Annotated in this window: 25 protein-coding genes; 11 read left to right on the top strand and 14 right to left on the bottom strand. The window is 44.6% G+C overall.

Annotated elements, in window-relative coordinates:
- Positions 1-397 precede the first annotated feature (397 nt).
- The 4 genes from phaC to C9I89_RS20945 all read right to left on the bottom strand — a co-directional run bounded on the left by phaC (position 398) and on the right by C9I89_RS20945 (position 4,699).
- The gene (phaC, locus tag C9I89_RS20960) at positions 398-2,179 is read right to left on the bottom strand and encodes a class I poly(R)-hydroxyalkanoic acid synthase (RefSeq protein ID WP_107285276.1); all 1,782 of its coding nucleotides are present in this window, start codon (positions 2,177-2,179) and stop codon (positions 398-400) included.
- Between the two features lie 68 nt (positions 2,180-2,247).
- A complete protein-coding gene (locus tag C9I89_RS20955; RefSeq protein WP_107285271.1) occupies positions 2,248-2,595 on the bottom strand; it encodes a phasin family protein in 348 nt (115 codons plus the stop codon).
- A gap of 117 nt (positions 2,596-2,712) precedes the next feature.
- Positions 2,713-3,918 (bottom strand): acetyl-CoA C-acetyltransferase, encoded by a 1,206-nt coding sequence (locus tag C9I89_RS20950; RefSeq protein ID WP_107285270.1) that lies wholly within the window; start codon positions 3,916-3,918, stop codon positions 2,713-2,715.
- Positions 3,919-3,958: 40 nt separating this feature from the next.
- Positions 3,959-4,699, bottom strand: coding sequence for an SDR family oxidoreductase (locus C9I89_RS20945; RefSeq protein ID WP_107285269.1), 741 nt, complete (start codon positions 4,697-4,699; stop codon positions 3,959-3,961).
- A gap of 736 nt (positions 4,700-5,435) precedes the next feature.
- Here C9I89_RS20945 and C9I89_RS20935 point away from each other — a divergent pair.
- From C9I89_RS20935 to sstT, 7 genes are all read left to right on the top strand, one after another.
- On the top strand, positions 5,436-6,392 hold the full coding sequence (locus C9I89_RS20935) for an AAA family ATPase (protein WP_107285267.1): 957 nt from the start codon (positions 5,436-5,438) through the stop codon (positions 6,390-6,392).
- On the top strand, positions 6,389-7,375 hold the full coding sequence (locus tag C9I89_RS20930; protein ID WP_107285266.1) for a DUF58 domain-containing protein: 987 nt from the start codon (positions 6,389-6,391) through the stop codon (positions 7,373-7,375). Before C9I89_RS20935 ends, C9I89_RS20930 begins: the two co-directional genes overlap by 4 nt.
- Positions 7,368-7,913: a DUF4381 domain-containing protein gene (locus C9I89_RS20925; RefSeq protein ID WP_107285265.1), complete on the top strand. Its 546-nt coding sequence runs from the start codon at positions 7,368-7,370 to the stop codon at positions 7,911-7,913. The genes C9I89_RS20930 and C9I89_RS20925 overlap by 8 nt, the downstream gene beginning before the upstream one ends.
- Positions 7,906-8,871 carry a vWA domain-containing protein gene (locus tag C9I89_RS20920; protein WP_107285264.1) on the top strand — a complete coding sequence of 322 codons (966 nt, stop codon included), beginning with the start codon at positions 7,906-7,908 and terminating at the stop codon, positions 8,869-8,871. The genes C9I89_RS20925 and C9I89_RS20920 overlap by 8 nt, the downstream gene beginning before the upstream one ends.
- Entirely contained in the window at positions 8,864-10,678 is a 1,815-nt protein-coding gene (locus C9I89_RS20915; protein WP_107285263.1) for a VWA domain-containing protein, read from the top strand. The genes C9I89_RS20920 and C9I89_RS20915 overlap by 8 nt, the downstream gene beginning before the upstream one ends.
- 4 nt (positions 10,679-10,682) lie before the next feature.
- On the top strand, positions 10,683-12,410 hold the full coding sequence (locus C9I89_RS20910) for a BatD family protein (RefSeq protein ID WP_107285262.1): 1,728 nt from the start codon (positions 10,683-10,685) through the stop codon (positions 12,408-12,410).
- A gap of 275 nt (positions 12,411-12,685) precedes the next feature.
- On the top strand, positions 12,686-13,933 hold the full coding sequence (gene sstT, locus C9I89_RS20905; protein WP_107285261.1) for a serine/threonine transporter SstT: 1,248 nt from the start codon (positions 12,686-12,688) through the stop codon (positions 13,931-13,933).
- Positions 13,934-14,044: 111 nt separating this feature from the next.
- On the opposite strand, the gene C9I89_RS20900 is transcribed toward sstT, so the two are convergent.
- The 4 genes from C9I89_RS20900 to C9I89_RS20885 form a co-directional block, all read right to left on the bottom strand.
- Complete coding sequence (locus tag C9I89_RS20900; protein ID WP_107285260.1) at positions 14,045-14,242, bottom strand: hypothetical protein; 198 nt, start codon at positions 14,240-14,242, stop codon at positions 14,045-14,047.
- A gap of 209 nt (positions 14,243-14,451) precedes the next feature.
- Positions 14,452-14,793 carry a hypothetical protein gene (locus tag C9I89_RS20895; RefSeq protein WP_245905540.1) on the bottom strand — a complete coding sequence of 114 codons (342 nt, stop codon included), beginning with the start codon at positions 14,791-14,793 and terminating at the stop codon, positions 14,452-14,454.
- Between the two features lie 272 nt (positions 14,794-15,065).
- A complete protein-coding gene (locus C9I89_RS20890; RefSeq protein WP_107285258.1) occupies positions 15,066-16,289 on the bottom strand; it encodes an HlyD family secretion protein in 1,224 nt (407 codons plus the stop codon).
- Positions 16,282-16,716, bottom strand: a complete 435-nt coding sequence (locus tag C9I89_RS20885) for an MFS transporter (RefSeq protein WP_245905539.1) — start codon at positions 16,714-16,716, stop codon at positions 16,282-16,284. Before C9I89_RS20885 ends, C9I89_RS20890 begins: the two co-directional genes overlap by 8 nt.
- 158 nt (positions 16,717-16,874) lie before the next feature.
- Here C9I89_RS20885 and C9I89_RS20880 point away from each other — a divergent pair, with 158 nt between their 5' ends.
- On the top strand, positions 16,875-17,894 hold the full coding sequence (locus tag C9I89_RS20880; protein WP_107285257.1) for an AraC family transcriptional regulator: 1,020 nt from the start codon (positions 16,875-16,877) through the stop codon (positions 17,892-17,894).
- Positions 17,895-17,965: 71 nt separating this feature from the next.
- On the opposite strand, the gene C9I89_RS20875 is transcribed toward C9I89_RS20880, so the two are convergent.
- Together C9I89_RS20875 and C9I89_RS20870 are read right to left on the bottom strand one after the other, a co-directional pair.
- A complete protein-coding gene (locus tag C9I89_RS20875) occupies positions 17,966-18,439 on the bottom strand; it encodes a hypothetical protein (protein WP_107285256.1) in 474 nt (157 codons plus the stop codon).
- Positions 18,440-18,646: 207 nt separating this feature from the next.
- Entirely contained in the window at positions 18,647-19,009 is a 363-nt protein-coding gene (locus tag C9I89_RS20870) for a hypothetical protein (RefSeq protein ID WP_211315288.1), read from the bottom strand.
- A 346-nt stretch (positions 19,010-19,355) separates the two neighbouring features.
- On the opposite strand from C9I89_RS20870, the gene C9I89_RS20865 reads away from it, so the two are divergent.
- Positions 19,356-20,399: a GMP reductase gene (locus tag C9I89_RS20865; RefSeq protein WP_107285255.1), complete on the top strand. Its 1,044-nt coding sequence runs from the start codon at positions 19,356-19,358 to the stop codon at positions 20,397-20,399.
- A gap of 389 nt (positions 20,400-20,788) precedes the next feature.
- Positions 20,789-21,211: a hypothetical protein gene (locus C9I89_RS20860; protein ID WP_107285254.1), complete on the top strand. Its 423-nt coding sequence runs from the start codon at positions 20,789-20,791 to the stop codon at positions 21,209-21,211.
- Positions 21,212-21,297: 86 nt separating this feature from the next.
- Here C9I89_RS20860 and C9I89_RS20855 read toward each other — a convergent pair whose 3' ends face one another.
- Both C9I89_RS20855 and C9I89_RS20850 read right to left on the bottom strand, forming a co-directional pair.
- A complete protein-coding gene (locus C9I89_RS20855) occupies positions 21,298-21,498 on the bottom strand; it encodes a hypothetical protein (RefSeq protein WP_107285253.1) in 201 nt (66 codons plus the stop codon).
- A 302-nt stretch (positions 21,499-21,800) separates the two neighbouring features.
- Positions 21,801-22,607, bottom strand: coding sequence for a hypothetical protein (locus C9I89_RS20850; RefSeq protein WP_107285252.1), 807 nt, complete (start codon positions 22,605-22,607; stop codon positions 21,801-21,803).
- Between the two features lie 505 nt (positions 22,608-23,112).
- Here C9I89_RS20850 and C9I89_RS20840 point away from each other — a divergent pair.
- On the top strand, positions 23,113-24,135 hold the full coding sequence (locus C9I89_RS20840; RefSeq protein ID WP_107285250.1) for a lipase family protein: 1,023 nt from the start codon (positions 23,113-23,115) through the stop codon (positions 24,133-24,135).
- A 188-nt stretch (positions 24,136-24,323) separates the two neighbouring features.
- Here C9I89_RS20840 and C9I89_RS20835 read toward each other — a convergent pair whose 3' ends face one another.
- Both C9I89_RS20835 and C9I89_RS20830 read right to left on the bottom strand, forming a co-directional pair.
- Entirely contained in the window at positions 24,324-24,596 is a 273-nt protein-coding gene (locus tag C9I89_RS20835; RefSeq protein ID WP_107285249.1) for a hypothetical protein, read from the bottom strand.
- A 519-nt stretch (positions 24,597-25,115) separates the two neighbouring features.
- Complete coding sequence (locus C9I89_RS20830) at positions 25,116-25,331, bottom strand: hypothetical protein (protein WP_107285248.1); 216 nt, start codon at positions 25,329-25,331, stop codon at positions 25,116-25,118.
- Between the last annotated feature and the right edge of the window lie 18 nt (positions 25,332-25,349).

Here is a 25,349-nt window from a genome sequence, read left to right as displayed (position 1 = left end):
GACTGTGCCAATATCATTCCTCTGCAGGAACCATATCGTTCGGTCACTCAGTTCATTGATAAATCTTTTTGACTAATCATTTCACGAGTGCCCACACAGATTGCATGGTCAAATTGTTAAAGAACATTGTTGCCTCAGCTATCTACTTAGTAGTTTATCGTGACAACGAAGGCAAATTATAGGGATATATTCAGACATAACAATCGTTTTTTACAATTCATCGACCAACAGCTCAACAATTAAGCACAATAGGCGCGGAGACGGCAAAGCAAACAATATTGTTTTACTGTTTGTTTAATCCAAGCATAGAAAAAGCCGGCAAACATTGTCGGCTTTTTCTATATTTTTATTTAAGCGGCACTAAGCCTGTTAAACAACTGACTTATAATATTGTTCTTTACACCCTGGAAGCTTCAATCGGCAATGTTTGTAACACATATGAACCTGGTGCCGCTGCTATCACAGGATAATTGGCGTTTCCTGATATTCGAGCATCAATCTGTTCATCTGCATTAAAGTCCGCTAACCAACTATTCCAGTGAGTCCACCAGGACCCATCCTGACGGTTTGCTCCATTTAACCATTCTTCAGCATCTTCAACCTTATTCTCATTGGTCCAGAAGCCATATTTGTTTTTATCCGGATGATTAACAATACCTGCAATATGACCGGATTCACCAAGTACAAACGTTGATTTACCACTCAGATTTTGAGCTCCTCGGTAAGTCCCCTGCCAAAGGGCAATATGATCTTCTTGGGTCGAGATAAAATAGGTCGGAACTTTAACTTTAGTCAGATCAATATATACGCCACCCACTTTATAACCCTTAGGATCGACCAGTTTGTTCTCCAGATAAAACTTGCGTAGCAACGTACTATGGCAAGCTACTGACACATTGGTACTATCACCATTCCAATATAAGAGGTCAAAATCAATAGGGCTATTACCTTTAAGGTAATTATTGATGTAGTAATTCCAATATAAGCTATTTTCACGCAACAGGCTGAAGGTTACGCTAAGTGAACGGCCGTCCATGTAACCCTTAGCTTCATTTTGCGCTTCAATTGCAGTGACAATTGGATCATTGATGTAAGCACCAATTTCACCTGGCTGTGAAAAGTCCAGTAATGTCGTAAAGAGTGAAGCGGACTTTACTCGATTACGCATACGCTTAGCTGAATAATACGCTAATGCTGTCGCCAGCAAGGTACCACCAATACAGTAACCAGCCGCGTTAATTTGCTTCTCACCCGTAATATCTGCGACAATATCAATCGCTTTTACGGCACCATCAAGTACATAATGCTCAAAATCAATATCAACCATCGTTGCGTCAGGGTTACGCCATGACATTATGAACACCGAGTGACCTTGCTCTACCAACCAACGCATCATCGAATTCTTCTCGCGAAGATCCAAGATGTAATATTTATTAATGAATGGAGGAACAATAAGCAGCGGTGTTTGATTCACTTTTTCAGTCAGTGGCTTATATTGAATCAGCTCGAATAACTCATTCTTAAACACCACATCACCCGCAGTATTCGCAACATTATCACCCAGCTTAAAGGCATTATCATTTGTCATGCGAATTTTGAGAACATCGGCACTTGCCTTCATGTCTTCATGTAGCAATTCCATGCCTCTAACTAGGTTCTCGCCATTTGTTTCAACGGTAAGCTTTGCGAGCTCCGGGTTGGTTGTTATAAAGTTGGTCGGCGAAAGGGCATTAATTGCCTGGCGCGAAAAGAAACCTAGTCGCTCTTTAGCTTTCTCATCTAACCCTTCAATCGAATCGATGCTGTCTCTCATCGTATTACTGAAAAGCAAATAAGACTGCTTAATATAGTTATAAAACGCTTCGTTTGCCCATGCCGGATCACTGAAACGCTTGTCATCTTTTTCAGGCTTAACTAGATCGTTGCCTTCGCCACCGTTCGTAGCGACATTCTGCCAAATTTTCATTTGATTTTCCCACCAGTCCATTTGCACTTTTGCAAGGGCGGCAGGTTGTGCGGATGCTTTCTCAATCAGCTGTTTTGTATCATCAATGCTTACTTCGTTTAGCGCTTGACTAAGAGGGCTGTTATAGACTGTTTTGCCAGAATTTTCTTTCCACCATAGCTGGTTTATGTCCTGGAGCTTGGCAAAATAGTCAGAAAAGAAGTTATAGTTCATTACAATGACCTCTGTACCTGGGCTAATAATGCCGCCCTGAGAAAGGGGCGGCAGAGTGGTCATATCACTTAAACAGGATTCACTTGCTTTACATTTTCAGCAACAAGTTCTTCAACATCATTTTTAAACGTTTGAGCAACTGCAGAAAATTTGTTGCTGTCATCCATTAGCTGCTGGGAAAGTTTAGTTAACGTTTCTAGCTGCTGGCTATTGAATGCTGTCAACGATTCAAGATCTTTCACTTCACCCACAGCTTTAAGCTGAGATAAACCAAGGTCGCTGTAAGCACGTACAGCTGCAAGTTGAAGTTCGGTAAGATCTTCGACATTCTTAGTAAATAATTTGTTAAACTTAACGTATGGTGCAAGTGTCTTTTCTGTTTGCTCTGAGAAAGATTTAAACATTTCCGTATACATAATCTTAATTCCTTAAATAACAAAAAGTAATTAACGAAGTACCTAGCCAGGGATTAGCTTTTAACTCAGGCAAGTACAATCTGGGAACAACTGCTCTTTATCTGGAGCAACTGAGAGTTAAACCTTCTTCAATACGATGGCAGTACCCATACCGCCACCCACACAAAGTGTGGCCAGGCCATATTCCGTTCCGCGACGACGCATTTCGTGTAGAAGGCTGACAATAATGCGGTTACCTGATGCGCCCAGAGGGTGACCTAATGCAATCGCACCACCATTAACATTAGTACGTTCGGCAAGGTCTTCAACCGAAGTGTTTAATTTTTTAGCCACTTCATGCAACACACCCAACGCCTGGCCAGCAAACGCTTCATTAAATTCAAACAGGCCGACGGACTGAATATCCAAATCAGCTTTATCCAAGGCTTTTACAACAGCAGGAACAGGGCCTAGCCCCATTACCTCTGGCGCAACGCCAGCTTGTGCATAGCTTCGAATTTCTGCCAGAGGAGTCAGGCCATATTGCTCAACTGCAGCTTCAGAAGCTACGATAATTGCGCTACCAGCATCATTGATACCTGACGCATTGCCCGCCGTTACTGAGCCTTCCTTCTTAAAGGCTGGACGTAGCTTCGACAGACCTTCAATAGTGGCATCGGCTTTAGGGTATTCATCGGTATCGACTAAGCTGGTTTTACGACGAACCGTCACTTCAACAGGTGCGATTTCATCAACAAACCTACCTTCTTCAATGGCTGCCACAGCTTTTTGCTGACTAGCTAAAGCAAAGTTGTCTTGTTGTTCACGAGTCAGGCCTATTTTTTCAACCACATTTTCTGCGGTCATACCCATGTGATAGTCGTTGAAAACATCAGTCAAACCATCAGCAATCAATAGGTCTGTCAATTCCATGCTGCCCATTTTCTGACCATCACGAATTCGCGATGAGACAGCGAAAGGAATTTGTGACATAGATTCCGAGCCAGCTGCAACCACCAGCTCGGCATCGCCCGCTTTAATATGTGCTGCAGCATCCATTACGGCTTTCATACCACTACCACACACCATATTCAGGCTATAGGCGGGAACTTCATTTGGGATACCAGCATAAATAGCGGCCTGGCGCCCCGGCCCCATGCCCTGTCCAGCACCAACTACGTTACCGAGTACAACTTCATCGATTGCATCAGCTGCTACGTCTGCCTGTAGCAAAGCGGCTTTAATCGCCACAGCAGCAAGGTTTGCAGGGGAAACCGTTTTAAGAGCACCGTTAAAGCTACCAATCGGTGTACGTTTAGCGGCAACAATAAATACTTTAGTCATGATCTTTTTGCGTCCATTCTTCAAACGTATTAATACAGGCTTAGCGCATGTATAAGCCGCCGTTAACTGATAAAGTTTCACCGGTAATATATGCGGCTTCGTCACTTGCCAGGAAAGTCACTGCGGCTGCAATTTCAGCAGGGCGAGCCAGACGTTTCATTGGAACTTCAGCTTTAATACCTTCAAGTATTTCTGGTTTAATCGCTTCAACCATTGCTGTGCCAGTATAACCAGGGGCTATCGCATTTACTGTAACGCCTGATCGTGCACCTTCTGCGGCTAGGGCTTTTGTAAAACCAATCATGCCAGCTTTGGCTGCAGAGTAGTTTGTCTGACCAAACTGACCTTTCAGGCCATTGACAGAAGTGATATTGATAATGCGGGCATTACCATGTTCACACATGGCACCGAACAGCGGATGAGTCACGTTATAAAGACTGTTCAAGTTCGTATTTATCACATCGTTCCATTGCTCAACCGACATACGTTTGAAGGTGGTGTCACGTGTAATTCCAGCATTATTAACCAGCACATCTATGTAGCCTTCTTCTTGCAACAATGTTGCAATCGCCTCTTTGCAATAGGCAGTGTCTGTAACATCAAGCGGGAACAAGCGAACCTGATCATCTGAATAGTTATTCTGTTTGAACCATTCCTTCGCTTCAGCTTCAATTTTAGGATAATACGAAGCTATTACACGATAGCCTTTCTTTACCAAAGCTTCTGTAATCGCAGAACCCATTCCACCATTTGCACCAGTTACTAATACTTTCTTACTCATTAAACCAGACTCCATCCTATCACTACAAATAACTATGCCACTGAAATCAAAAGATTTATTGTTAACACCCACGTTATCAATACGAATATCAATTCAGATAGCAATTAAGCTATTTATCTGAATATGTTTCCATCTTGGCGATTTAACATGACACTTGCATGCTCTATTTGTTGCACAACAAACATAAGAACACAGACACATATGAATATCAACATACAGTATTGGTGGTCTTACCAATATACCTGAATAGAATCACAAATATTTGTTCTATTAGCCATAAGATACACCCGCACCATATGCGCAATGCTTATGATGCCCCACTGATTAAATGTTAATTAATAAGATACGCATTTGTACCAATGAAGAAGTAAAAGGTATAACGAACATCTGGCAGCATTTTTCCATACCCCATATGCACCGATGCCCAATTTTTATTCATTAATAACATCGAGGTAAAACTAAACTCATGCTGGTTTATGATAAAAAGGGAATCCAGGCCACAAGGTGGTCGATAAAGGAGTAGATCATTAACCAGACAGCACTTGTTGAGGGATGAGCACATGAAGGCGCTATAATTCAGCAAGGTGGCATCATGTTTCAGCATGATCGAACCATCACTGGACACGAATCGCTGAATATTATAAAAATCATGCTGCGTGAACTTAATTGTTTTTTCTTAGTCTGACTTTCATTATTTCCTGTTTGACTGTTTGTATTCCAAGGACATAACCAATCTATGTTAGCAACAACTTTTCAACGCCTTAAAACTTATCTGGAAAGCCAGGTAATTGGACAGCCTGATCTCGTAAAACAGTTATTGATTGCCTTGCTTGCTGATGGGCATATTCTGGTAGAAGGCCCCCCAGGCCTTGCTAAGACCCGTGCAGTCAAAGTGCTGTCTGATTGCATTGAAGGCAGTTTTCACCGAATTCAATTTACACCAGATCTGCTGCCTTCCGATCTGACGGGGACGGATATCTTCCGTCCGGAAACCGCTGAATTCACTTTCCAGCCAGGTCCGATTTTCAATTCGCTATTACTGGCCGATGAGATCAACCGTGCCCCCGCGAAAGTACAAGCTGCGATGCTAGAAGCGATGGCAGAAAAACAGATCACAGCTGGTCGCAAAACCTATTCATTACCTGAACTATTTCTGGTGATGGCAACCCAGAACCCTATTGAGCAGGAAGGCACCTATCCTTTACCTGAAGCACAGCTCGATCGTTTCTTACTGCAGCTCAATGTGAACTACCCGGATGAAGCCAGTGAACTGGAAATTCTGCGCTTAAACCGCGGCGAAGCCTTGGGGATTGTAAAATCAGAGCCTGTACAAATCAGCCAAGCAGAAATCTTTGCAGCCCGAACCGATGTGTTAAACATCCATATGGCAGAAGATGTCGAGCATTACATTATTCGCCTGACCATGGCGACACGCCAGCCTGAACGCTACAGCAGACAACTGGCGAGTTGGTTACAGATGGGAGTTAGCCCAAGGGCTTCCCTGGCTTTAGATCGCTGTGCCCGGGCAAATGCCTGGTTGAATGGCCGTGACTTTGTTACTCCTGAAGATGTTCAGCAAATGGCCTACCCGGTATTGCGTCATCGCCTGTTACTCAGCTATGAAGCACAGGCCGAAGGTATTGCGGCAGATTCCGTGGTGAGTCAGCTAATCGCTCAGGTTGCCTGCGCATGACACAAAGCGAAATGACCGCTTCCCTGCCCGCCCACAGCGATGGGCTAAATCTATCGCTGGCAGAGTTGCTGCAATATAAAAACCAAGCCGTACGCTGGCTGCCACCGGCGCAAAGTGTCTGGTCACAACTTAATGGCCAGCACATGAGTCGCCAGAAAGGCCGAGGAATGAACTTCTCAGAAGTTCGCCCATATCAGGCCGGCGATGATATCCGTGCGATTGACTGGCGGGTAACAGCGCGAACAGGGAAAACCCACACCAAGATATTTACCGAAGAACGTGAACAGCCCGTCATGTTACTGATAGATATCAGTGACAGCATGAAATTTGGCTCGCAACTGATGTTGAAATCGGTTCAGGCTGCGCACTTTGCCAGCTTATTAAGTTGGCTTGCGGTACGTGAAAAAGATCGAGTCGGCGCCATCATTTATGACGGCAATCAACTTATAGAGTGCAAACCGACTGCACGACAGCAAGGACCGCTCCGTGTTATCAACGCATTAATCGGAGCACATCAGACTTTCGGTGAGCAAAAAAGTGCAAGCGAACAAAAGAGTACGACTGCACAAGAAGCAAACGGATACCCACTTCCATTTTCCGCCGCTCTCAAGCACTTGCACCACCTATGCCCGAAAGGCAGTGAAATCGTCATTATCAGTGATTTCTATCAGCTGGAAGATGGTGATAAACGTCGCCTGAGCCAGTTGCGCTACCACAACCGGATCCAATTTGTGAGGATTCATGATCCCTTAGAGCAAGGCCAAACTGCATTCAGGGGTAATGAAAATGTTGCTGATAGCAAGCAATCACTCTGGCTTGATTTTTCCTCAAAGAAAACCCGAGAGAAACTCAGCCAGCAGTATGCAGCGCACCAATGCTTTATCAAGGAGATGACACGAACACTTGCGATCCCACTCCATGACTTATCTTCAGCTATACCTTTACTACAGCAGTTAGGAGGTCAACGCATTCATTATGGCTGATCAAACTCTTGCTCCTCTTCCTCTTGCCGATATTCATCTTCAAGCTATTCCGGGCATTTGGCCGCTGGCTTGGGGATGGTGGCTATGCATTCTCTTTATCATTGGTGTTGTATTTGTTGTTGCTCGTCAGCTAAAACAATACCGCAAAACTCAGCAAGCACGTAAAGAAGCCTTGCTACAACTCAAAGCCCTTCGCCAGACAGATCGTCTGAGCGATATCAATGACTTGTTACGCCAAGCGGCTCTGAGTTATTTCCCTCGCCCCCAAGTCGCAGCGTTAACCGGTGAAAGCTGGCTGGTATTTCTTGATCATCAGTTGCCGGCTAAACACCGAGGCTTTCAGGATCATGCCGCACTATGGCAACAAGGACTGTTTTCCCCACAAGGGATCAACGGTGACGACTTCAAACAGTGTAAACGGCTTGCATCTGTCTGGCTCACAAAAGCGCTGCCACCGAAAAAAACGGCTTACTCCTTAGATAGCCATTTATCCGGCAGTGGCTCATCTGGCTACAACAAGGAGAGCCGGGATGTTTGAATTCATCTGGGTTTGGGCCTGGGCACTACTTCCTCTGGCCTGGCTGGTCTATCGTTTTAGCAACCCCGTCATCAAGCCCGCCGCCATTAAGCTGCCTAAACTGCCCGAAGGGATCGGGCAACAGCAGCCGAAAACTATCTGGCGCAAAGTCATGATGGTCATTAGCTGGATCTGTCTGGTTGCTGCACTCGCCCGCCCGGTCTGGTATGGCGATCCTATCGAGATACAACCGGATCACCGGGATATGCTGCTGGCCGTCGATCTGTCGGGATCGATGTCGATCCAGGATATGGTGACCACTGACGGCGAGAGTATTGACCGCTTAACCGCGGTAAAAGAGGTGCTGTCTGACTTTATCGAGAACCGAAAAGGTGACCGGCTTGGCTTGGTACTGTTTGCCGATCATGCCTATCTGCAGACACCGCTGACCTTTGACCGCAATACCGTTCAACAGCAACTGGGCCGGACCGTCTTAGGTTTGATTGGTCAAAGTACCGCTATCGGTGAAGGCTTAGGCATTGCCACCAAAACCTTTATTGACAGCGAAGCACCGCAGCGGGTGATCATTTTACTCAGCGACGGAGCCAATACTGCTGGCGTTATCGAACCATTAGAAGCGGCAAAACTGGCGGCAAAAAGCGGTGTGACCATTTATACCGTCGGTGTGGGTGCAGAGGAGATGCTTCAACGCAGTTTTTTCTCGCCCCGTAAAGTCAATCCCTCACAGGATCTCGACGAAAGAGCCTTAACCAAAATCGCCGACATGACGGGTGGTCAGTATTTCCGTGCCCGTAACCCGCAAGAGCTAAAAAATATTTATCAGTTAATCGATCAAATGGAACCTATTAATACTGCGCAACAAACCTGGCGTCCTCGTGACGAGTTATTCCGTTTCCCGTTAATCGTCGTTTTGATCCTTTCCGTTGTTATCGCAATGATGAGGAGACGTCATGGTTGATTTCACATTTCTCCACCCATACTGGTTGCTCACCATACTGCCATTGGCACTGCTTCTGCCGTGGTTAAAAGGCAAAGCTCACCATTCGGGATTGATTGCACCGCATCTGGCTAAACAGCTCGGATTTGAGCGTGGTAAAACAACCGCTAAACCTTTCTGGTTGCTAGGGATCGGATGGTTACTGGCAATCATTGCCCTAGCCGGACCAAGCTGGCAGAAAACAACCATGCCCGCTTACAGTCTGTCAGGTGCACGGGTTTTAGTCATGGACATGTCACGTTCAATGTACGCCACTGACATAACCCCGAACCGCTTAACCCAGGCACGCTTTAAAGCACTGGATATGCTGCCCGGCTGGAAAGAAGGCAGTACCGGTCTGGTCGTTTATGCGGCCGACGGTTATATGGTCAGCCCGCTGACCGAAGACAGCAGTACATTGAAAACGCTGATCCCCAACCTGTCGCCGGAGATCATGCCAATTCAGGGCAGTGATGCCGCTGCGGGAATAAGAGAAGCGATCAGCTTATTAAAGCAAGCGGGACACGCTGGCGGTGACATTATTATGGTCACAGATGGCATGAGTAAGAGAGAATCGGAACAGGTGATGGATTTACTCGATGATCAGGCATACCGTTTATCGATTCTTGCCGTAGGCACTCAACAAGGGGCACCAATAAAACTGACGGATGGCAGACTGCTCAACGATGGTCAGGGAAAACCGGTTATCGCTCGGGTTGAATTGGATAACTTATTACCCCTCGTGCGATCAACTGGCGGTAATCTACAGTTATCACAAACAAGCAACCGGGATGTCGATGCCATCATTGCTTCTACGGCCACACCGAGAGAACAAGCCAATAAGGATAAAGAGAAAGAGCTGGAAGAGCGTATTAATGGCGGCTTTTGGTTATTGATCCCACTGATGCTGTTTGCGCTGCTTGGATTCCGTCGTGGTGTAGTGATTGCAGCCATGCTGGTATTGATGCCCGTTGACCACGCTTTTGCCTCACCATGGGAAAACAGCGATCAACAAGGATACCAATCCTTCCAGCAAAATGATTATGTTGCAGCTGCCGAGCAATTTTCGGATCCTCAATGGAAAGGCATTGCTCAGTACAAAGCCGGTGACTATCAGCAAGCCATCGAAACCTTAGCACCGCTTACCGATCCGACTTCTCGCTATAACCTTGGTAACGCTTACGCCCAGGCAGGACAGTTAGATGAAGCTATCAATACCTACCAGGATTTGCTGGCGAGCAATCCGGAGCATGCCGATGCACAAAAAAATCTCGATGTCGTCAAAAAGGCCAAAGAGCAGAAAGAAAAAGAACAACAGCAACAATCTGAGCAGAATAGCTCAGAGAAGAAAGAGCAAGCATCAGATTCGCAGCAAAACGACAGTCAGTCAGAGGATCAGCACAATTCTGAGAATAATCGTGACAGCTCTCAACAGGATAGCGCCGATAAACAACAATCCGCTGACAATGCTGATTCGCAAACAAATCCAGAGCAATCACAAAATCCCGAGCAACAGCAGGGACAGGATCAACCACAAGATCCCAACCAGCAACAATCAACTCAGCAATCCGTCGGGCAGCAATCATCTTCCGAGGACTCTGAAAACACCGAGCAACCGTCTCAGCCTGTTGCGGCCAATGATGATAATACGAACCCGCTGTCAGCCAGTGACCCGATCCTTAAGAAGCTGGAACAAGTACCCGATGACACCAGCGGTTTGATCCGTGCTCAACTACTATTACAGGCTCGTCAGAAACAAGCACCACAGTCTACCGAGAATTCATGGTGATACGATGAAAAGGAAAATGAATATTTTGTCTCTGTCAAAACGCCCAACAACTGCATTCCTGTGGGCAACAATGCTGATTATCGCCGGTTTCATGCCTGCCATTGCTTCGGCAGCACAGGCTGTGGCGACGGTATCGAAGAATATTGTCGGGGTGAACGAAGTCTTTCAACTGACGGTATCTGTAGATGCAAATGTCAACACAAATGCACTGGATTTATCTCCATTAGCCAATAGCTTCACTTATGGACGCCCAAGCGTCAGTACTAACACCGCAATGATCAATGGTGTGATCACCCGCAACACGGAATGGAAAGTGGCAATGGCTACCAACGCGATCGGGGAATTTACCATCCCTAGTTTTCGCATTGGCAGCTCAACGACCGATCCAATCGTTATTCAGTCCTTAAAGAGCAGCAAAAACAGCTCGACGAATTCCGCCGAGCCGGATATCAAACTTGATACCGAGATCGATAAAGAGCAGCTCTATGTCGGCGAAAGTCTGCGCTACCGGGTGCAAATCCGCATTGGCGAACAGATAGATCAGGCCGCTTTAATTGCTCCTCAGGGCAACGGACTGGATGTTGTCCAAGACGGTGATGACAGGCAAGCTGAAACCGTTATTAATGGCCGCCGCTATATCGTGATCACCCGTTATTATCAAATCACCGCCAATAAAGTCGGTTCGATCTTGCTGGAAGGAGCAAAATTTAAAGGCAGCGTAATAAAAGGCAGCCGAGGTTTTGGATCCAGCTTAAGTCTCCCGGTCGATAAACAAGCTCAAAACCTGTCACTTGATGTGAAAGGCAAGCCTGCTGGTTATCAGGGCTTATGGCTTCCTACCCCGGAGCTACAGCTTGAACAGGAATGGCAACCACAAGTCAACTCTCAGCCACAGAGCAATTCTCTTCCACAATCAAGTGAAGTACGTGTTGGTGAGCCTTTAACCCGTATTATTACTTTACGCATTAAAAATGCGGCCCAAAGCAGCATGCCCAATTTATCGCTGCAATATCCGGGTTCCGTTCGGGTGTATGACGAGAAACCGGTTTACAGCAGTAACGATGGCTTCACCAGCATGACAGTCAAACAGGTGATTATTCCCCGAGAGCACGGTCAGTTAACCTTACCAGCCCTGTCGATAAACTGGTGGAATACAACCACAGGCCAGCAAGAAACCAGCAAGCTCGATGGTTTGTCCATTAATGTACTGCCAGGTGATACCAGCAATACTATCAGCATGCCACTGGTACCGGCGTTGTCAGATCCCCGTCCCGCAGAAAACGCCACCCCGACCGAAGTCAAAGTAGTGACAAGTAGCGGATGGTGGCCATGGACGACAGCCTTGTTTGCCACTTTATGGCTAATCACCCTGATGCTATGGCTAAGGGCAAAGAAAAATGCTCCAACAGCAAAATCTGCAACCACATCGGCTCAGGTGCCGACAGTTGCGAACCCCGTTGAACAGCTGATTGCAGCAGTAAAAGCCGGACAACCGCTCCGGGTGCAAACCTATTACCAGCAATGGCCGAAACAGCATTTGAACAATGAACTCATCAGCCAATTAGAGAAAGAGGTTGCCGCGATGATGGCTGCCACTTACGGCAAAGAAAAAGGCGCATGGGATAAAGCCGCACTGCTCGCTCTTTTGCAACAAGTGCAACAGGCACAAAAAAACAAATCTCACACAATTAAGCCACCAGCATTGCAATCATTGGTGCCACCCAAAGGGTAAAAATCATTCAATAGCTAAATGAAAAAAGCTCATACCGAGGTATGAGCTTTTTTAACAAATAGCATCAGTTATTTATGAGTAATGCTAACACCACAAAGCTGAACCAAGCCCGTTTTGTGATATTGCTCGGCTGTCACAAAAAATAAGGTTAAACAGATGTGACATAATAGTTTCTAAAAAGATATCTGGTAATCTATCGCAGATCCTGTTAAAAAATGTTCCTGAAGCGAAATATAACGCTCCAATACATATATAAAAATTATGCAGGATGTATTATGAATCAAACACAACCTTTTTTAGCCCGAGTCGCTAACGGAAGTTTGGTCGTCCAAATTCTCGTTGGTATCATCGCAGGTATCCTCCTTGCGTCTATAGCACCTGAGTCAGCAATTTCTGTTGGTTTCTTAGGTGGATTGTTTGTTAGTGCACTGAAAGCCGTCGCTCCGATCCTGGTTTTCATTCTGGTTGCCTCTTCGATTGCTAATCAGAAGAAAGGTGCCCACACCAACATGAAGCCAATCATTATGCTGTATCTTTTCGGCACATTCATGGCAGCACTTACAGCAGTAGTAATGAGTTTCCTTTTTCCAACCACTTTAACTCTTGTTGCTGGAAGCGCGAATGCAACGCCACCTGAAGGCATTGCAGAAGTACTGAATACCTTGCTATTTAAGATCGTAGACAACCCAGTCAACGCGCTAATGACCGGTAACTTTATCGGTATTCTGGCATGGGCTATCGCGCTTGGTTTTGCGCTTCACAAAGCAAGTGACGCAACCAAACAAGTATTTCACGACATGTCTGAAGGCGTAACGTCGATCGTTCGCTTTGTTATTCGTCTGGCGCCAATCGGTATCTTCGGACTGGTTTCCAATACGTTCGCAGAAACTGGTTTTGCCGCACTGGCTGGTTACGCACATTTGCTAGCTGTACTGCTAGGTTCAATGGCTGTCATTGCATTTGTGATAAACCCAATCATTGTTTATGTAAAAACCCAAGAAAACCCGTACCCGCTAGTGTTTAAGTGCATACGTGAAAGTGGTATCACCGCTTTCTTTACCCGTAGTTCAGCGGCCAACATTCCCGTGAACATGCAGCTATGTAAAGATCTGGATCTGCATGAAGATACGTATTCAGTGTCTATCCCGCTAGGTGCCACCATCAACATGGCAGGTGCTGCAATCACCATTACCGTACTGACTCTTGCTGCAGTACATACTATGGGTGTTCAGGTCGATATCGCGACTGCGGTATTACTAAGTGTTGTTGCAGCAGTATCAGCGTGCGGTGCATCTGGCGTTGCCGGTGGCTCTCTGTTACTTATTCCACTAGCTTGTAGCCTGTTTGGTATTCCAAACGAAGTTGCAATGCAGGTTGTAGCGGTTGGCTTCATCATTGGTGTAATTCAAGATTCAGCTGAAACAGCTCTTAACAGCTCTACAGATGTTATCTTCACTGCAGCTGCCTGTAAGGCCGCTGAAGCAAAAATGGTAACGGCACAAACGGCGCAAACTAGAGTTTAAATTCTCTGGTTAGCACTATTCCCCCCTAATATTTAAAGCGGCAACCAATCGGTTGCCGCTTTTTTTTATACGATATTATCACTCAGCTTAAAATTGGTATTACTCGAACATTTAACTCTGCAGCTCTTCCAGTTTCTCGGCTAGTTCATCCGCTGTGTCAGATACTTGTCCTTTAACACCTTCGAACAAATCTAGAATCTGTTCTCTTGGACTGGAGTTAATCGCGTCTACGATCTGATCTTTATAAGCCACACCGATGTAAATCCCAATGCAGATGCCGAACAGTACTGTAACTATATATTTCAACACCGATTCATCTCTTATAAGTTTCTTAATGATTCATACTATCGGAAACGGGTGAAGCGGCATACTGCCATCTGTCTCAAAACTAACAATTTATTGGCCGATCGATAAGGCCAGCTGAAAAAAAGGCGGATGTACTCGTTACTGGAACAAGACATTGCCGCCTTTGCAAACATGGTTTCACATAGAGAAACAGCCATCATGATTAGTCGATGCTAGCGATTTGCGGGTCTCTCTGTGTAAACGTAATTATCGCCCGATTTCTTATAAAACACATTTTCAACAATGGCATAAGAAACCCCCGCGATCACCGCAAAAGTTGCAATCTCAGGTAACCGAGAGCGGTGATAATGGTGTTGAGGTTGATTTACCACAACAACATTCTGATGATAGTGGTGATCGTCGTGATGGTGATGATCGTCGTGATGGTGACGCTTCTTTTTGTGCTTCACGATAACGACATCATGATGATGACCGCCGTGATGGCCTTTCTTTGCCCAGGCAAACGAAGGCAGAACAAATGACACCATTAATAAACAAGAGATTAGTAATTTCATAAGCTGCTTTGTGTTGTTATTGATAGTGAACATTGTATCTTTGAGTATTCTGGCTATGTCAGATTTGGGTCAGCAGTCTGTCAAATCTATCAACCATACTGAGCTATCCGGCTTATTAACCAGAACGGTATTATCCTTTAAAGAGTCCGATTCGTAGGATGTGGGATGTATGCTGAACGATTTCGATGGCTAGCAGCCAGCGTCAAGACTGATCCCCGAGAAAAAGCAGGCGGCAGGATAGCCGCCTTATTATCAGGTAACGGTTACAGAAATCACATAGACCAAACGTAGTAGATTTGAGACTTCATACGAATGATAATTCCGCGAATAATATCCAGGAAGTTAAAGAAGGGAATAGGCTTCTCCGCACTGATCCAGGCTAAACCAACCGAGCCTACCGGAATGTCATAGTCCATTGATTCATCAAGTTTTAAGCGTACGAAGTGGTGTTTATTTGCAGCGTTCACCCCGGTAGTCTGACGAACATTATCGTCACGAGCTAACAAGTTACCCTGCGCTTCCCCCGTTGCCTCAATAACACCTTCCACTTCAGCACTGAACACCTTGCCCGGGTATACCGCAGAGGTGAACTCCGCCATCTGGCCCGCTTTCACATGACGGATCGCCTGGTGATTAACTCGCATCAATACATACTTTTCGTTGGTGTACATCTGAATACGCGGCATCACCCCCACATATTGGCCTTCACGCATAATAAAGTTCGTCAGGTAACCGTCTGTTGGGGCATAAACCTTGGTGTGATCAACATTCCATTGCGCCTGAGCAACATTCTCTTTCTCGCTGGTTACATCGACCGCACGGCTGTTAACCACAAGCTGTGACTTCTCAAACGCCAAGTTAGCTTTATTCGCTGCCAGCATGGCTTTTTCATACTGAGAAACCAGTGTGGTTTGCTGAGCTTTAGCCACCTCAACCGCAGTGCGTTGCTCATCCATCATGCTTTCTGTGATGGTGTGCATCACCACTCTATTTTGCTCGGCATAGCGATTCAGCGTCGTTTTTTTCCATTTCAGATCTTCTTCTGCAGCCACAAGTTGATTCTTCGATATTTCAATATCTTTTAATGCGGCTTCATAAGACGCTTTAGAGATGCGAACATCTTCTTGTGCAATTATTAGTGCAACATTGACCGAGTCCAACTTGGCTTCCGCCTTATTCAGCGCAATGACATACGGCTCATCATCCAGCTCATAGATCAGCTGATCTTTTGCGACTTTCTCATTAGGGCTGACGTGTATCGCTCTTACATGCCCTTTAATACTGCTGGATCCCGGACGCAACTGGATATGGGGCGATTGCACTACAGAGCCCCCCGACAGATCCATCGGGGCAAAGGTGATAAGCCCGACCCAGACAAATAACAACCAGCTTAGGCCACCAAGGTAGGCAAATGCTTTGGTAAATTTATTCCACGGCATGCCCACCAAACGTAATAATGAGATGAACAGTGCCCATACCGCTAAACCTTCAAGCATGTTCAGCCTCCTCTTTCGCTTTGAGCGTTGTGACAGACTTAGCCGATTTTACTGACGGCTCCGCATTGCCTGACTGAACCAAAACAGGTTCGGTCGTATCATCTGGCTGCGAATACGGCGAAACGACTGACTCATCATCCCCCTTCCAGATATCCCTGATACGACGTAATGCCTGTTCACCATCCACAAAGGCGATAAATACTGCGATCACCCATACCCAATGCCAGACGAATCCGATCCAGGTGAGTGCAGTGATCAACCCTATCTGATGATGTTGTTTTGTTGAGGCTTTATGAATAGGTAACTCGTGGATCTTCCAAAAGCCTATCGCTGCTGCTGCTATCGTTCCTAATAAAACGACCGCTGCGACGATATGCAAAGCAGTATCTACCCCTGAATTTACAAACGGCATGCTTACCAGACTCAAATTGAACAACTCCAAAGTTTTGATTGGGTGCATTGTGTTTAAAAAGGAATATCTCGCATCACAATGAGATAGATTAAATCAATATCATCAATTTTTTGATTAAAACCATCCACGCCGTTATCATCCGTAGTCGTGGTAAACATGAAAAGATGTAGATGATGGCAGCACTTGATATTTCTTTTATCCGAACAGTCTTTCTTCAGCCATTGTTAACCGGGCTGGAAAAACACTATGGAATTAATCATGAACAATTAGGCATTCCCGCTCGAATTTTAAAAGAGCCGATGTCTCTCATTCCTTTTTCCGAGGTCGTCGGCTGGCTGGAACACGTTGAAAAGTTAACCGGCAACCCGGCGTTCATGATCAATATTGCCAATGAAATAAAATTCGACAAAATGGGGTATTTGGGAGAATGGTTTCTATCGAGCCCGGATTTGGCGCTGGCATTTCGCCGCATTAACTACGGCACTTCCTGCTTGCAGTCAGGTGCCACTTTTCACGGAGAGCAATCAGGAAATATCATTAAATGGAGTTACAGTACCCGCTACGCCAAAGGTCGTGCCCGGCTTCATGACAGCTTGCGTATGGCCATCATGTTCAACCATGCTTTAAAGCATTACATGGGTGATAACTACGTGCCTATTAATGTGGAAATAAGCGGGCCTCCTTGTGGCAACGGCCTGATTGAATCCTATTTTGGAACAGAAATACAATGGAATGCGCCAATGACCAAAGTCTGGGTCGACATATCCATCTTAGAACATGGTAACAACAAAGCGTTTAACGTCACCCGCCCCATGTTGATGTCAAACCTGCAGCTCGATGATTTCCTCAATATGCCGCAACCGCACGATTTGGCAAAAGTCATGTTCGAAATGGTCAACTACTCACGGTACTATGGTGTACCCAATATCGATTTTGTCGCTGATCGGGTTGGACTTTCCCGTCAGCAACTGCAACGTCGGCTACATCAATACGGTTGGAACTTCACCAGCATCACCAGTTATGTGCTTTGCAACAGCGCGATTAAATACATGATGGAAGGTATGCCCATTACCGAGATTGCTGCTGCACTCGGTTACAGCAATGTACAGAGTTTTAATAAAGCATTTCAGCGCAATCGCGGAAATACCCCAGCCCAATACCAGCAGAGGCTTTTGGAACGCAGCCGCACATAAGCGGCTGATTAAAACGTATGGATAGCTGATGAATTGACCTATTCTTTGATTCAATCAGCTAGTCCGTGATTTCAGCTTATTTGCCGCTGACACTGCATAGTAAAATGCTCAGCAGGCGTAATGTGATACCACATATCAAACTGCGCCTTGTTTTCGCTCTGTAAGATCGGTTTAAAGAAAATACGGTAGCCGGTTACATCACGACGCTGATCATAATCAAATGGATTGGTATTGTAGGTATCAGTGATAATTTTACGGCTCAATTGCACAGGCTTGAGCACATAATCCTGACCTGTTTGCTTATAGCGGTAATCGACGAAAAGGTTATATTCCAACTTCGTCTGTTTCTCTTCCTGATAGCGAATCCATTCTTGCGACTTTATCGTGCCATCCGGACGGAAATCATACCTCACCCAGCTTTGTTCACCCGCAGCAGCAACCTTTTCCGGTACGCACTGCCACAGCCCTACCATGTCAGGCAATGAAGATGACATAGCCATAGCCGGAAACATTAACCCTGCAGCCAGTATAAGTCCTTGCTTCATTCCTATGTCCTCTTGGTCTCTGCACGTACATTCTGCTAACAATAGCTTAACTTGCACAGCGAACTCAATCATTGTATTTCTGCATCTTGAAGTGGTTTGAGTATCGCCACTTGACTATAGCCAGCATAAAAAACGGAGTGACCACAAGTCGGACACTCCGTTTTTTATGTTTTATTTCTTTACATTACCATCTCGAACAGCGTCTGGCTAAGCACTTACTCTAAACGAAACCGGGGCTGTTTTTACCGCCATTTTCTTTAAGATCACTGAGATCGGCACAATCGGCCCCATCATGTTCACCCGCATCGGTGCGCCGCCTAAACCATAGTGAAGTTCTGATGAGTCGGATGACGAATAATTGTACTTATAGTTAAATTTATCCGTTGCTATATGCAACAAATCAAAATCCTTCCGGTGGCATGAAATATATGCCCGCCAATACATGGCATCGATGATTTCACCAGGCTGTTCGGCCCGAATTATGAAGCGCCAACTTCCGTCTTCCCCGTAAAAATCAAGCGGGAATATCTTTTTAATTTTTCTTTTGCTTAACAAGGTAAACCTATCCACTTAGCAAGCTCTTGATGCCAATCAGATCAAAAAATCGACCATTTCATTATTTAATACTATTGGTAGGGGGAATTATGCAATGTTCCAGCAAGAATGGAAGAGTACAGGAAGAGAAAGAAGGAATTTTTACAAAAAAGTCAGTGTGCTGCGGATTCAATCTTAGGGAGAATAGCACAAAAAAAAATACATTATTAGACTTGTTAATTAACTTTCTGGGCCTATAATGCTGAAAACCGGAGCGTCTGCCAACGCTCCGGTTTTTTTGTGCCTGCTCATCTGACGCAATCGGTTATCTGCCAATAACCGGAAGGCTGAGAGCAATATTCGATAATACTAAGGAAATACTATGCGTATCGAACAAGACTTGAAATTGGGTTTTAAAGATGTACTGTTTCGTCCAAAACGTTCAACCCTGAAAAGCCGCTCTCAAGTCGAATTAACCCGCGATTTTACATTCAAGCATAGCGGTCGTCAATGGTCTGGCGTACCAATTATTGCTGCAAATATGGATTCAGTCGGTAGCTTCGAAATGGCCGCTTCCCTTGCGAAACACGGGGTAATGACGGCCGTACATAAGCACTATACCGTTGAAGACTGGGCTGGTTTCATCGAATCCAATGAAGCTACCGTGCTAAACAATGCAATGGTCTCTACCGGCACATCAGAAGCCGATTTCCAAAAAACCAAAGACATCATGGCACTGACAGATGACTTAATCTTCATCTGTATTGATATTGCTAATGGGTATTCTGAGCACCTTGTTGAGTACGTACAAAAAGTACGTGCTGAATTCCCGGACAAAGTGATCAGCGCGGGTAACGTAGTAACTGGTGACATGGTTGAAGAACTGATCCTTGCTGGTGCAGATATTGTAAAAGTCGGTATCGGTCCGGGCTCTGTCTGTACGACTCGTGTTAAAACAGGTGTTGGTTACCCGCAGCTTTCAGCCATCATTGAATGTGCTGATGCAGCACACGGACTGGGCGGCCGTATCATCGGTGACGGTGGTTGTGCATGTGCCGGCGATGTTGCTAAAGCCTTTGGTGGCGGTGCTGACTTCGTTATGCTCGGCGGTATGCTGGCGGGCCATGTAGAAAGTGGCGGCGAAATTATTCATCAAGACGGCAAAGCTTTCATGAAATTCTACGGAATGTCATCTCAGAGCGCGATGGACAAGCACTCAGGCGGTGTGGCTAACTACCGTGCAGCTGAAGGTAAAACCGTGCTATTGCCTTTCCGTGGTGAAGTTGACAATACCATCCAGGATATCATGGGCGGCATCCGCTCAACCTGCACCTACGTTGGCGCGGCGCACTTGAAAGAGCTTACGAAGCGAGCGACTTTCATCCGTGTTTTGGAGCAGGAAAACAACGTATACGGTAAAGAGTAAACTCGGTATTTCCGAGCAATTAGAGGCCACTTTTTAGTGGCCTTTTTTGTGCCTGAAAACGGCCAGTGGCGACAAAATGGCGACAGACAAAAAACGTGTCCGTTATAGGTGTGCATGGTTAACTCACTTTACCGCTGCTTAAATCCACCTCTGTGTTCTGTTGAATTTCGTCTACTACTGCACTCTCTGGACAATTAATGACGCAGAACAATTCAAGTCTTTGTATGTGCCTTTTTCATAACTTTATCAATTGGACATCATGTACTGGCAACATCAGATTTGTGATTATTTACAGAACTCACATGTCAATGCAACAAATCGCACTTGCTAAGTGTATGTTTTTGCCGTTTAATAACACGCCGTTCAATAACAAAAAATAAGAGACAATAATGATTTACCGTATTGTATCGTTGGCTGCAGCATCAGTATTACTCAGTGGTTGTATCTCGACTAAATTAACCCCACCACCAAGTGATTACCAAGGGAATTTACCTGAAGTTTATAAGACAGAATTGAATACACTGAATGATGTACCTTCAACTCCTTTCCGTGGTGGTGTCCAAACCTTCCAATTTGACGCAGAAAGATCGTTGTTAACCATTGTGTTCCGTTTACCCAACCCTCATTGGTACTGGGATATAAACAAGCCTTATGCCGAGAAAGACATGTTCCCATATGCATGCAAAACGTTTAGTCAAGAGATAAATAATGATCTTGGTGTTCGTTTTTGGTACCTAGGTAATGGTGGTTTTGTTACAGATGTAGTTAGCAAAGAAACTTGTACTAAATTGAGGCAGTCAGAAGAAAGCTAAGTAAATTTGTTCGCATTTACTATAACGTCCGTAACACATACCAAAAATCGAAAGGCCAACCATTAATTGGCCTTCTCATTTCAACTTCATTCACGACCAGCCATCTCGGCTTCAGCCAGCAGGGTTCTAACCATCTTCAACGGCTCTGCATCTAGCGGCCCTTTATTCTCTTTCATTACCATTTCCACCAAATACCCCCCTACTTCAGTACGGTCTTCGCCGTATGTACTTGCAGCAAGTTCTTCAACTGTAAAATCAATGGCTTGCCAGTTGATTGTATGCGCCATTTACAGTACTCCTTGCGCAAATTACTGTATGAACACACAGTAAATTAATCAATGTGCAGCAATAACGAGAAAAAAGTGATGCCAGTAACTGATACGGATAAAGAGTTAGTCAAAACACCAAGGCTAGAGCTTTGCGATAGTTGTAGGCATATCAGGCCGTGTATTCAATTTTTGGGCGCAACGTTTTCGTGGCTGCAGGCGGATTTGGGGAAGCCTCAAAAGATATGGCGTTGTGAAGAGTGCACGCCCAGACGTGAGCGTGCAGTGTTTTACAAATGATTTGTTGAACTAGGGCTAACGCATCAATCAGCAGACTGTTCTTCAGTCGATTGTTTTGTAGTGTAAGCCTTGGCTTGCTCGATGTACTTTTTTCTTCTCATCCAAAAAATCATAGCACTAACCGGAACTGTAAATTTAAACATCCAGGGCGCATATTGAGTTCCAGTTCCTGCACCGAAACCTACTAACTGAACTGTTAATAATTGAAAATTGATCACACCAGTTGTCCAATTCATAGTAACAGCACCAAAGCCTAGGAATGATAGTAAATACCATTTCCATTTTTTTACAGGCATTGGGGTTTTGTAAACGCTATAACATGTGATCACCATAAAGATTAGTGATGCAAAAGTGAGTACTACAATAAGAATACGATCTAATGTTGGAGTAACCGCTAAGAAGGAGTTCAACTCTTCCTGAGATGCCTTTGTGGGAGTAAAGCTAAACGCATTTAAAACCGTATTATCACCTATACGACCCAAAGAAACTTGTGCTACCGCCCACCCACTTGTGAACTGATATTCAAGCACGAAATTTCCATGCCAAACAGAGTTGACTGTGCGAATATTCCAACTAATTACCTTGGTCGAAAGCACTTCTCCACCTGGAATGAATGCAGTAACCCTATGTAGATCCTCTTCGGTAACTATACTAAAAAGTTCTGAATTGAAGTTACTTCTAAATTTTTCAATATCATCATCAATGAGCAATTGCATGTAATCTATTGCATCCTGAGATTCGGAAGGGATGCTACTCTCATCCAATTTATAACTACATGCGGTAATAAACATAATTGAGAGAATTGTCAGAATAGCTGTAAGTTTCTTCATGAGTCCTTTGACGTGTTTAAGATTATTTCAAGCAATCATTCATAGTATCAATTCTTCACACCATTTAATGTATGCCGCCTCACAGAGTAATATGCACACTATCACCCCAACCAGTCTGAATCTCGTAAGATTTTTCGTATTGTTCGCGTACTGACATACTCCACGCGAGATCCGCTTCTCGATCACCATCAAAGGAAAAACAAAACAGGTTTTAGGTACTGGCATGAGCGCCACGATTTTTAATTTGATCTTGAACACCTTTTTCCTTACCGTATTTTCAAAATTAAGTTACCACGGATCACAGAAATAACACTCTGTTTTTTTTAGCCTGAAAACAAATCTAATATTGGTTACATGTGATTGTGTATATTTATTTACGCCAATGATTAATCTGAATATATCAGATTATCAATTACGCTATTTTCCAACACAAATCACAAATACCTTAATTTCTCGATCAATAAAAATTAATCGTTTTTATCTAATGTGATTCAAAGGTGGAATTATGTCTTATACAAAAGAACAACTCATGTTGGCATTCAGCTATATGAGCTACTATGGCATCACTCACACAGGTTCAGCAAAAAAAAATGCTGAGCTCATCCTTAAAAAAATGAAAGAAGCCTTGAAAACATGGAAGCCTTTTCAGGAAGATGACTGGGAAGTCGTCTGGGGTCCTGCGGTTTATACCATGCCTTTCACAATCTTCAACGATGCCATGATGTATGTCATACAGAAGAAAGGTGCTGAAGGGGAATACGTGATAGCCATTCGCGGCACCAATCCAGTATCAATTTCAGACTGGCTGTTTAATGATTTCATGGTCAGCGCAATGAAGAAGTGGCCTTACGCATCCGTTGAAGGCCGCATACTCAAAATATCCGAAAGTACCAGCTACGGACTGAAAACCTTACAGAAATTGAAGCCAAAATCCCATATCCCCGGCGAAAATAAAACGATTCTGCAGTTCCTGAATGAAAAGATAGGCCCAGAGGGTAAAGCAAAAATCTGTGTAACAGGCCACAGTAAAGGCGGCGCCTTGTCTTCCACTCTGGCACTGTGGTTGAAGGACATCCAAGGAGTAAAACTCTCGCAAAACATCGATATCTCAACGATTCCGTTTGCCGGACCAACAGCCGGTAATGCTGACTTTGCCGATTACTTTGATGATTGTCTTGGTGATCAATGCACCCGCATTGCCAACTCGTTAGATATTGTGCCTTATGCCTGGAATACAAATTCATTAAAAAAACTTAAATCTATATATATTTCTGAACAAGCATCAGTTAAACCGCTTCTATATCAACGCGCTTTAATCCGTGCAATGATCGCAGAAACTAAAGGTAAAAAATACAAGCAAATTAAGGCGGAAACACCACCATTAGAAGGCAACATTAATCCTATTCTTATTGAATACCTTGTGCAGGCAGCATATCAGCATGTCGTCGGTTACCCAGAATTAATGGGTATGATGGATGATATTCCTTTAACAGACATATTCGAAGATGCGATCGCGGGTTTGTTATAAAGCATTTCATTTTCAGACAAAAAACGCTGCCTGGCTTCAGGCGTAAGTCAGCAGGTGATTATACGTTCAACCTGATCTTTAGAACTGAAAAATTCACTTTTTAAAGCGTCTCAGGTGGAGAGGAGAAGTGCGATGATAAGGCCACCATAATCGGTGGCCTTATCATTAATAAAAGACTGCATTATCAACTACCTTGTAAGCTCTCTTTTGATTCGCTGAAATTCACCGCCATGGTCTGGGAATTGTAATGTCGATCTAACATCACCAAAGCTCATTGCTATTGTCATTTTCTCTTCGTCAATATTGAACCAAACAAGCTGACTTTTATTTATATAAGCCTCACGACTTGAACTGTATTCAATCCCTCCTCCAGACATTTCGAAAATGCCGTCCCTATACGTTTCTAAAAGATCTTTAATCCCGTCCTTTAAATTAATTTTTACAATATTATTGTTAATCATAACTTCCTCCTAAAGAATATATTACAAGCAAAGACTTACTGGAATTATCATTCGCTTACAAATCAAGTATATGCCATCAAATAAAAACCGAACGGTTAGCATTTCCCTGAACTGAACCTTCAACGCCTTAATGACCAAACCGTCTATACCCAAGTGACCGCTTGACGGTAGCATGTTCTGGCATTTCTTCACTATTGTCGTAGGCTTGTATTGTTAGCATCCATACTGGCTGTACTCACGCGACGATCCCCAAAACACTTCGCTATAGATGACCTGATCAGTTTCATCGAATGTTGGCTTAGAAGTGATACGGCATCATGCGAAGTGTCGGGGCTTGAGCCATTGCCAATACTAGCGCTAAACCTTCACCCCCAAGTGACCAAGTTACAGTAGCCTGCCTCTTGTCAATTATTCGGTTAATTGCACAGCATTTGCGCATCTCGAACGAATTCAGCGTTAGGTCATTCTTTTGCAAACATTGCGAACTCCCACCCCTTGGGCCATATTCAAATGACTTACTCAATAAGCCAAACCGTTAGCTTCCTTCATAAGAGCAACCATATTGATTAGCGGTTTTTCTCTTGGCCTGCCCGGCGTTTTAGGCCGGATAGGTAATTTTCGTTCGTGGAGCATTTTTTCCACTTGCGCCTTCTTAATGCCTGTTATTTCAGAGAACTTTTCAACTGTGACAAAAGGCGAAAGTGGAGCATTGAAGACTATTGATGTTGTATCCATAGTGGTATCCTTGACAGT

Source organism: Photobacterium lipolyticum (assembly GCF_003026475.1).
Classification (GTDB): Bacteria; Pseudomonadota; Gammaproteobacteria; order Enterobacterales; family Vibrionaceae; genus Photobacterium; species Photobacterium lipolyticum.
This window is presented reverse-complemented; position numbering and strand designations above follow the sequence as displayed.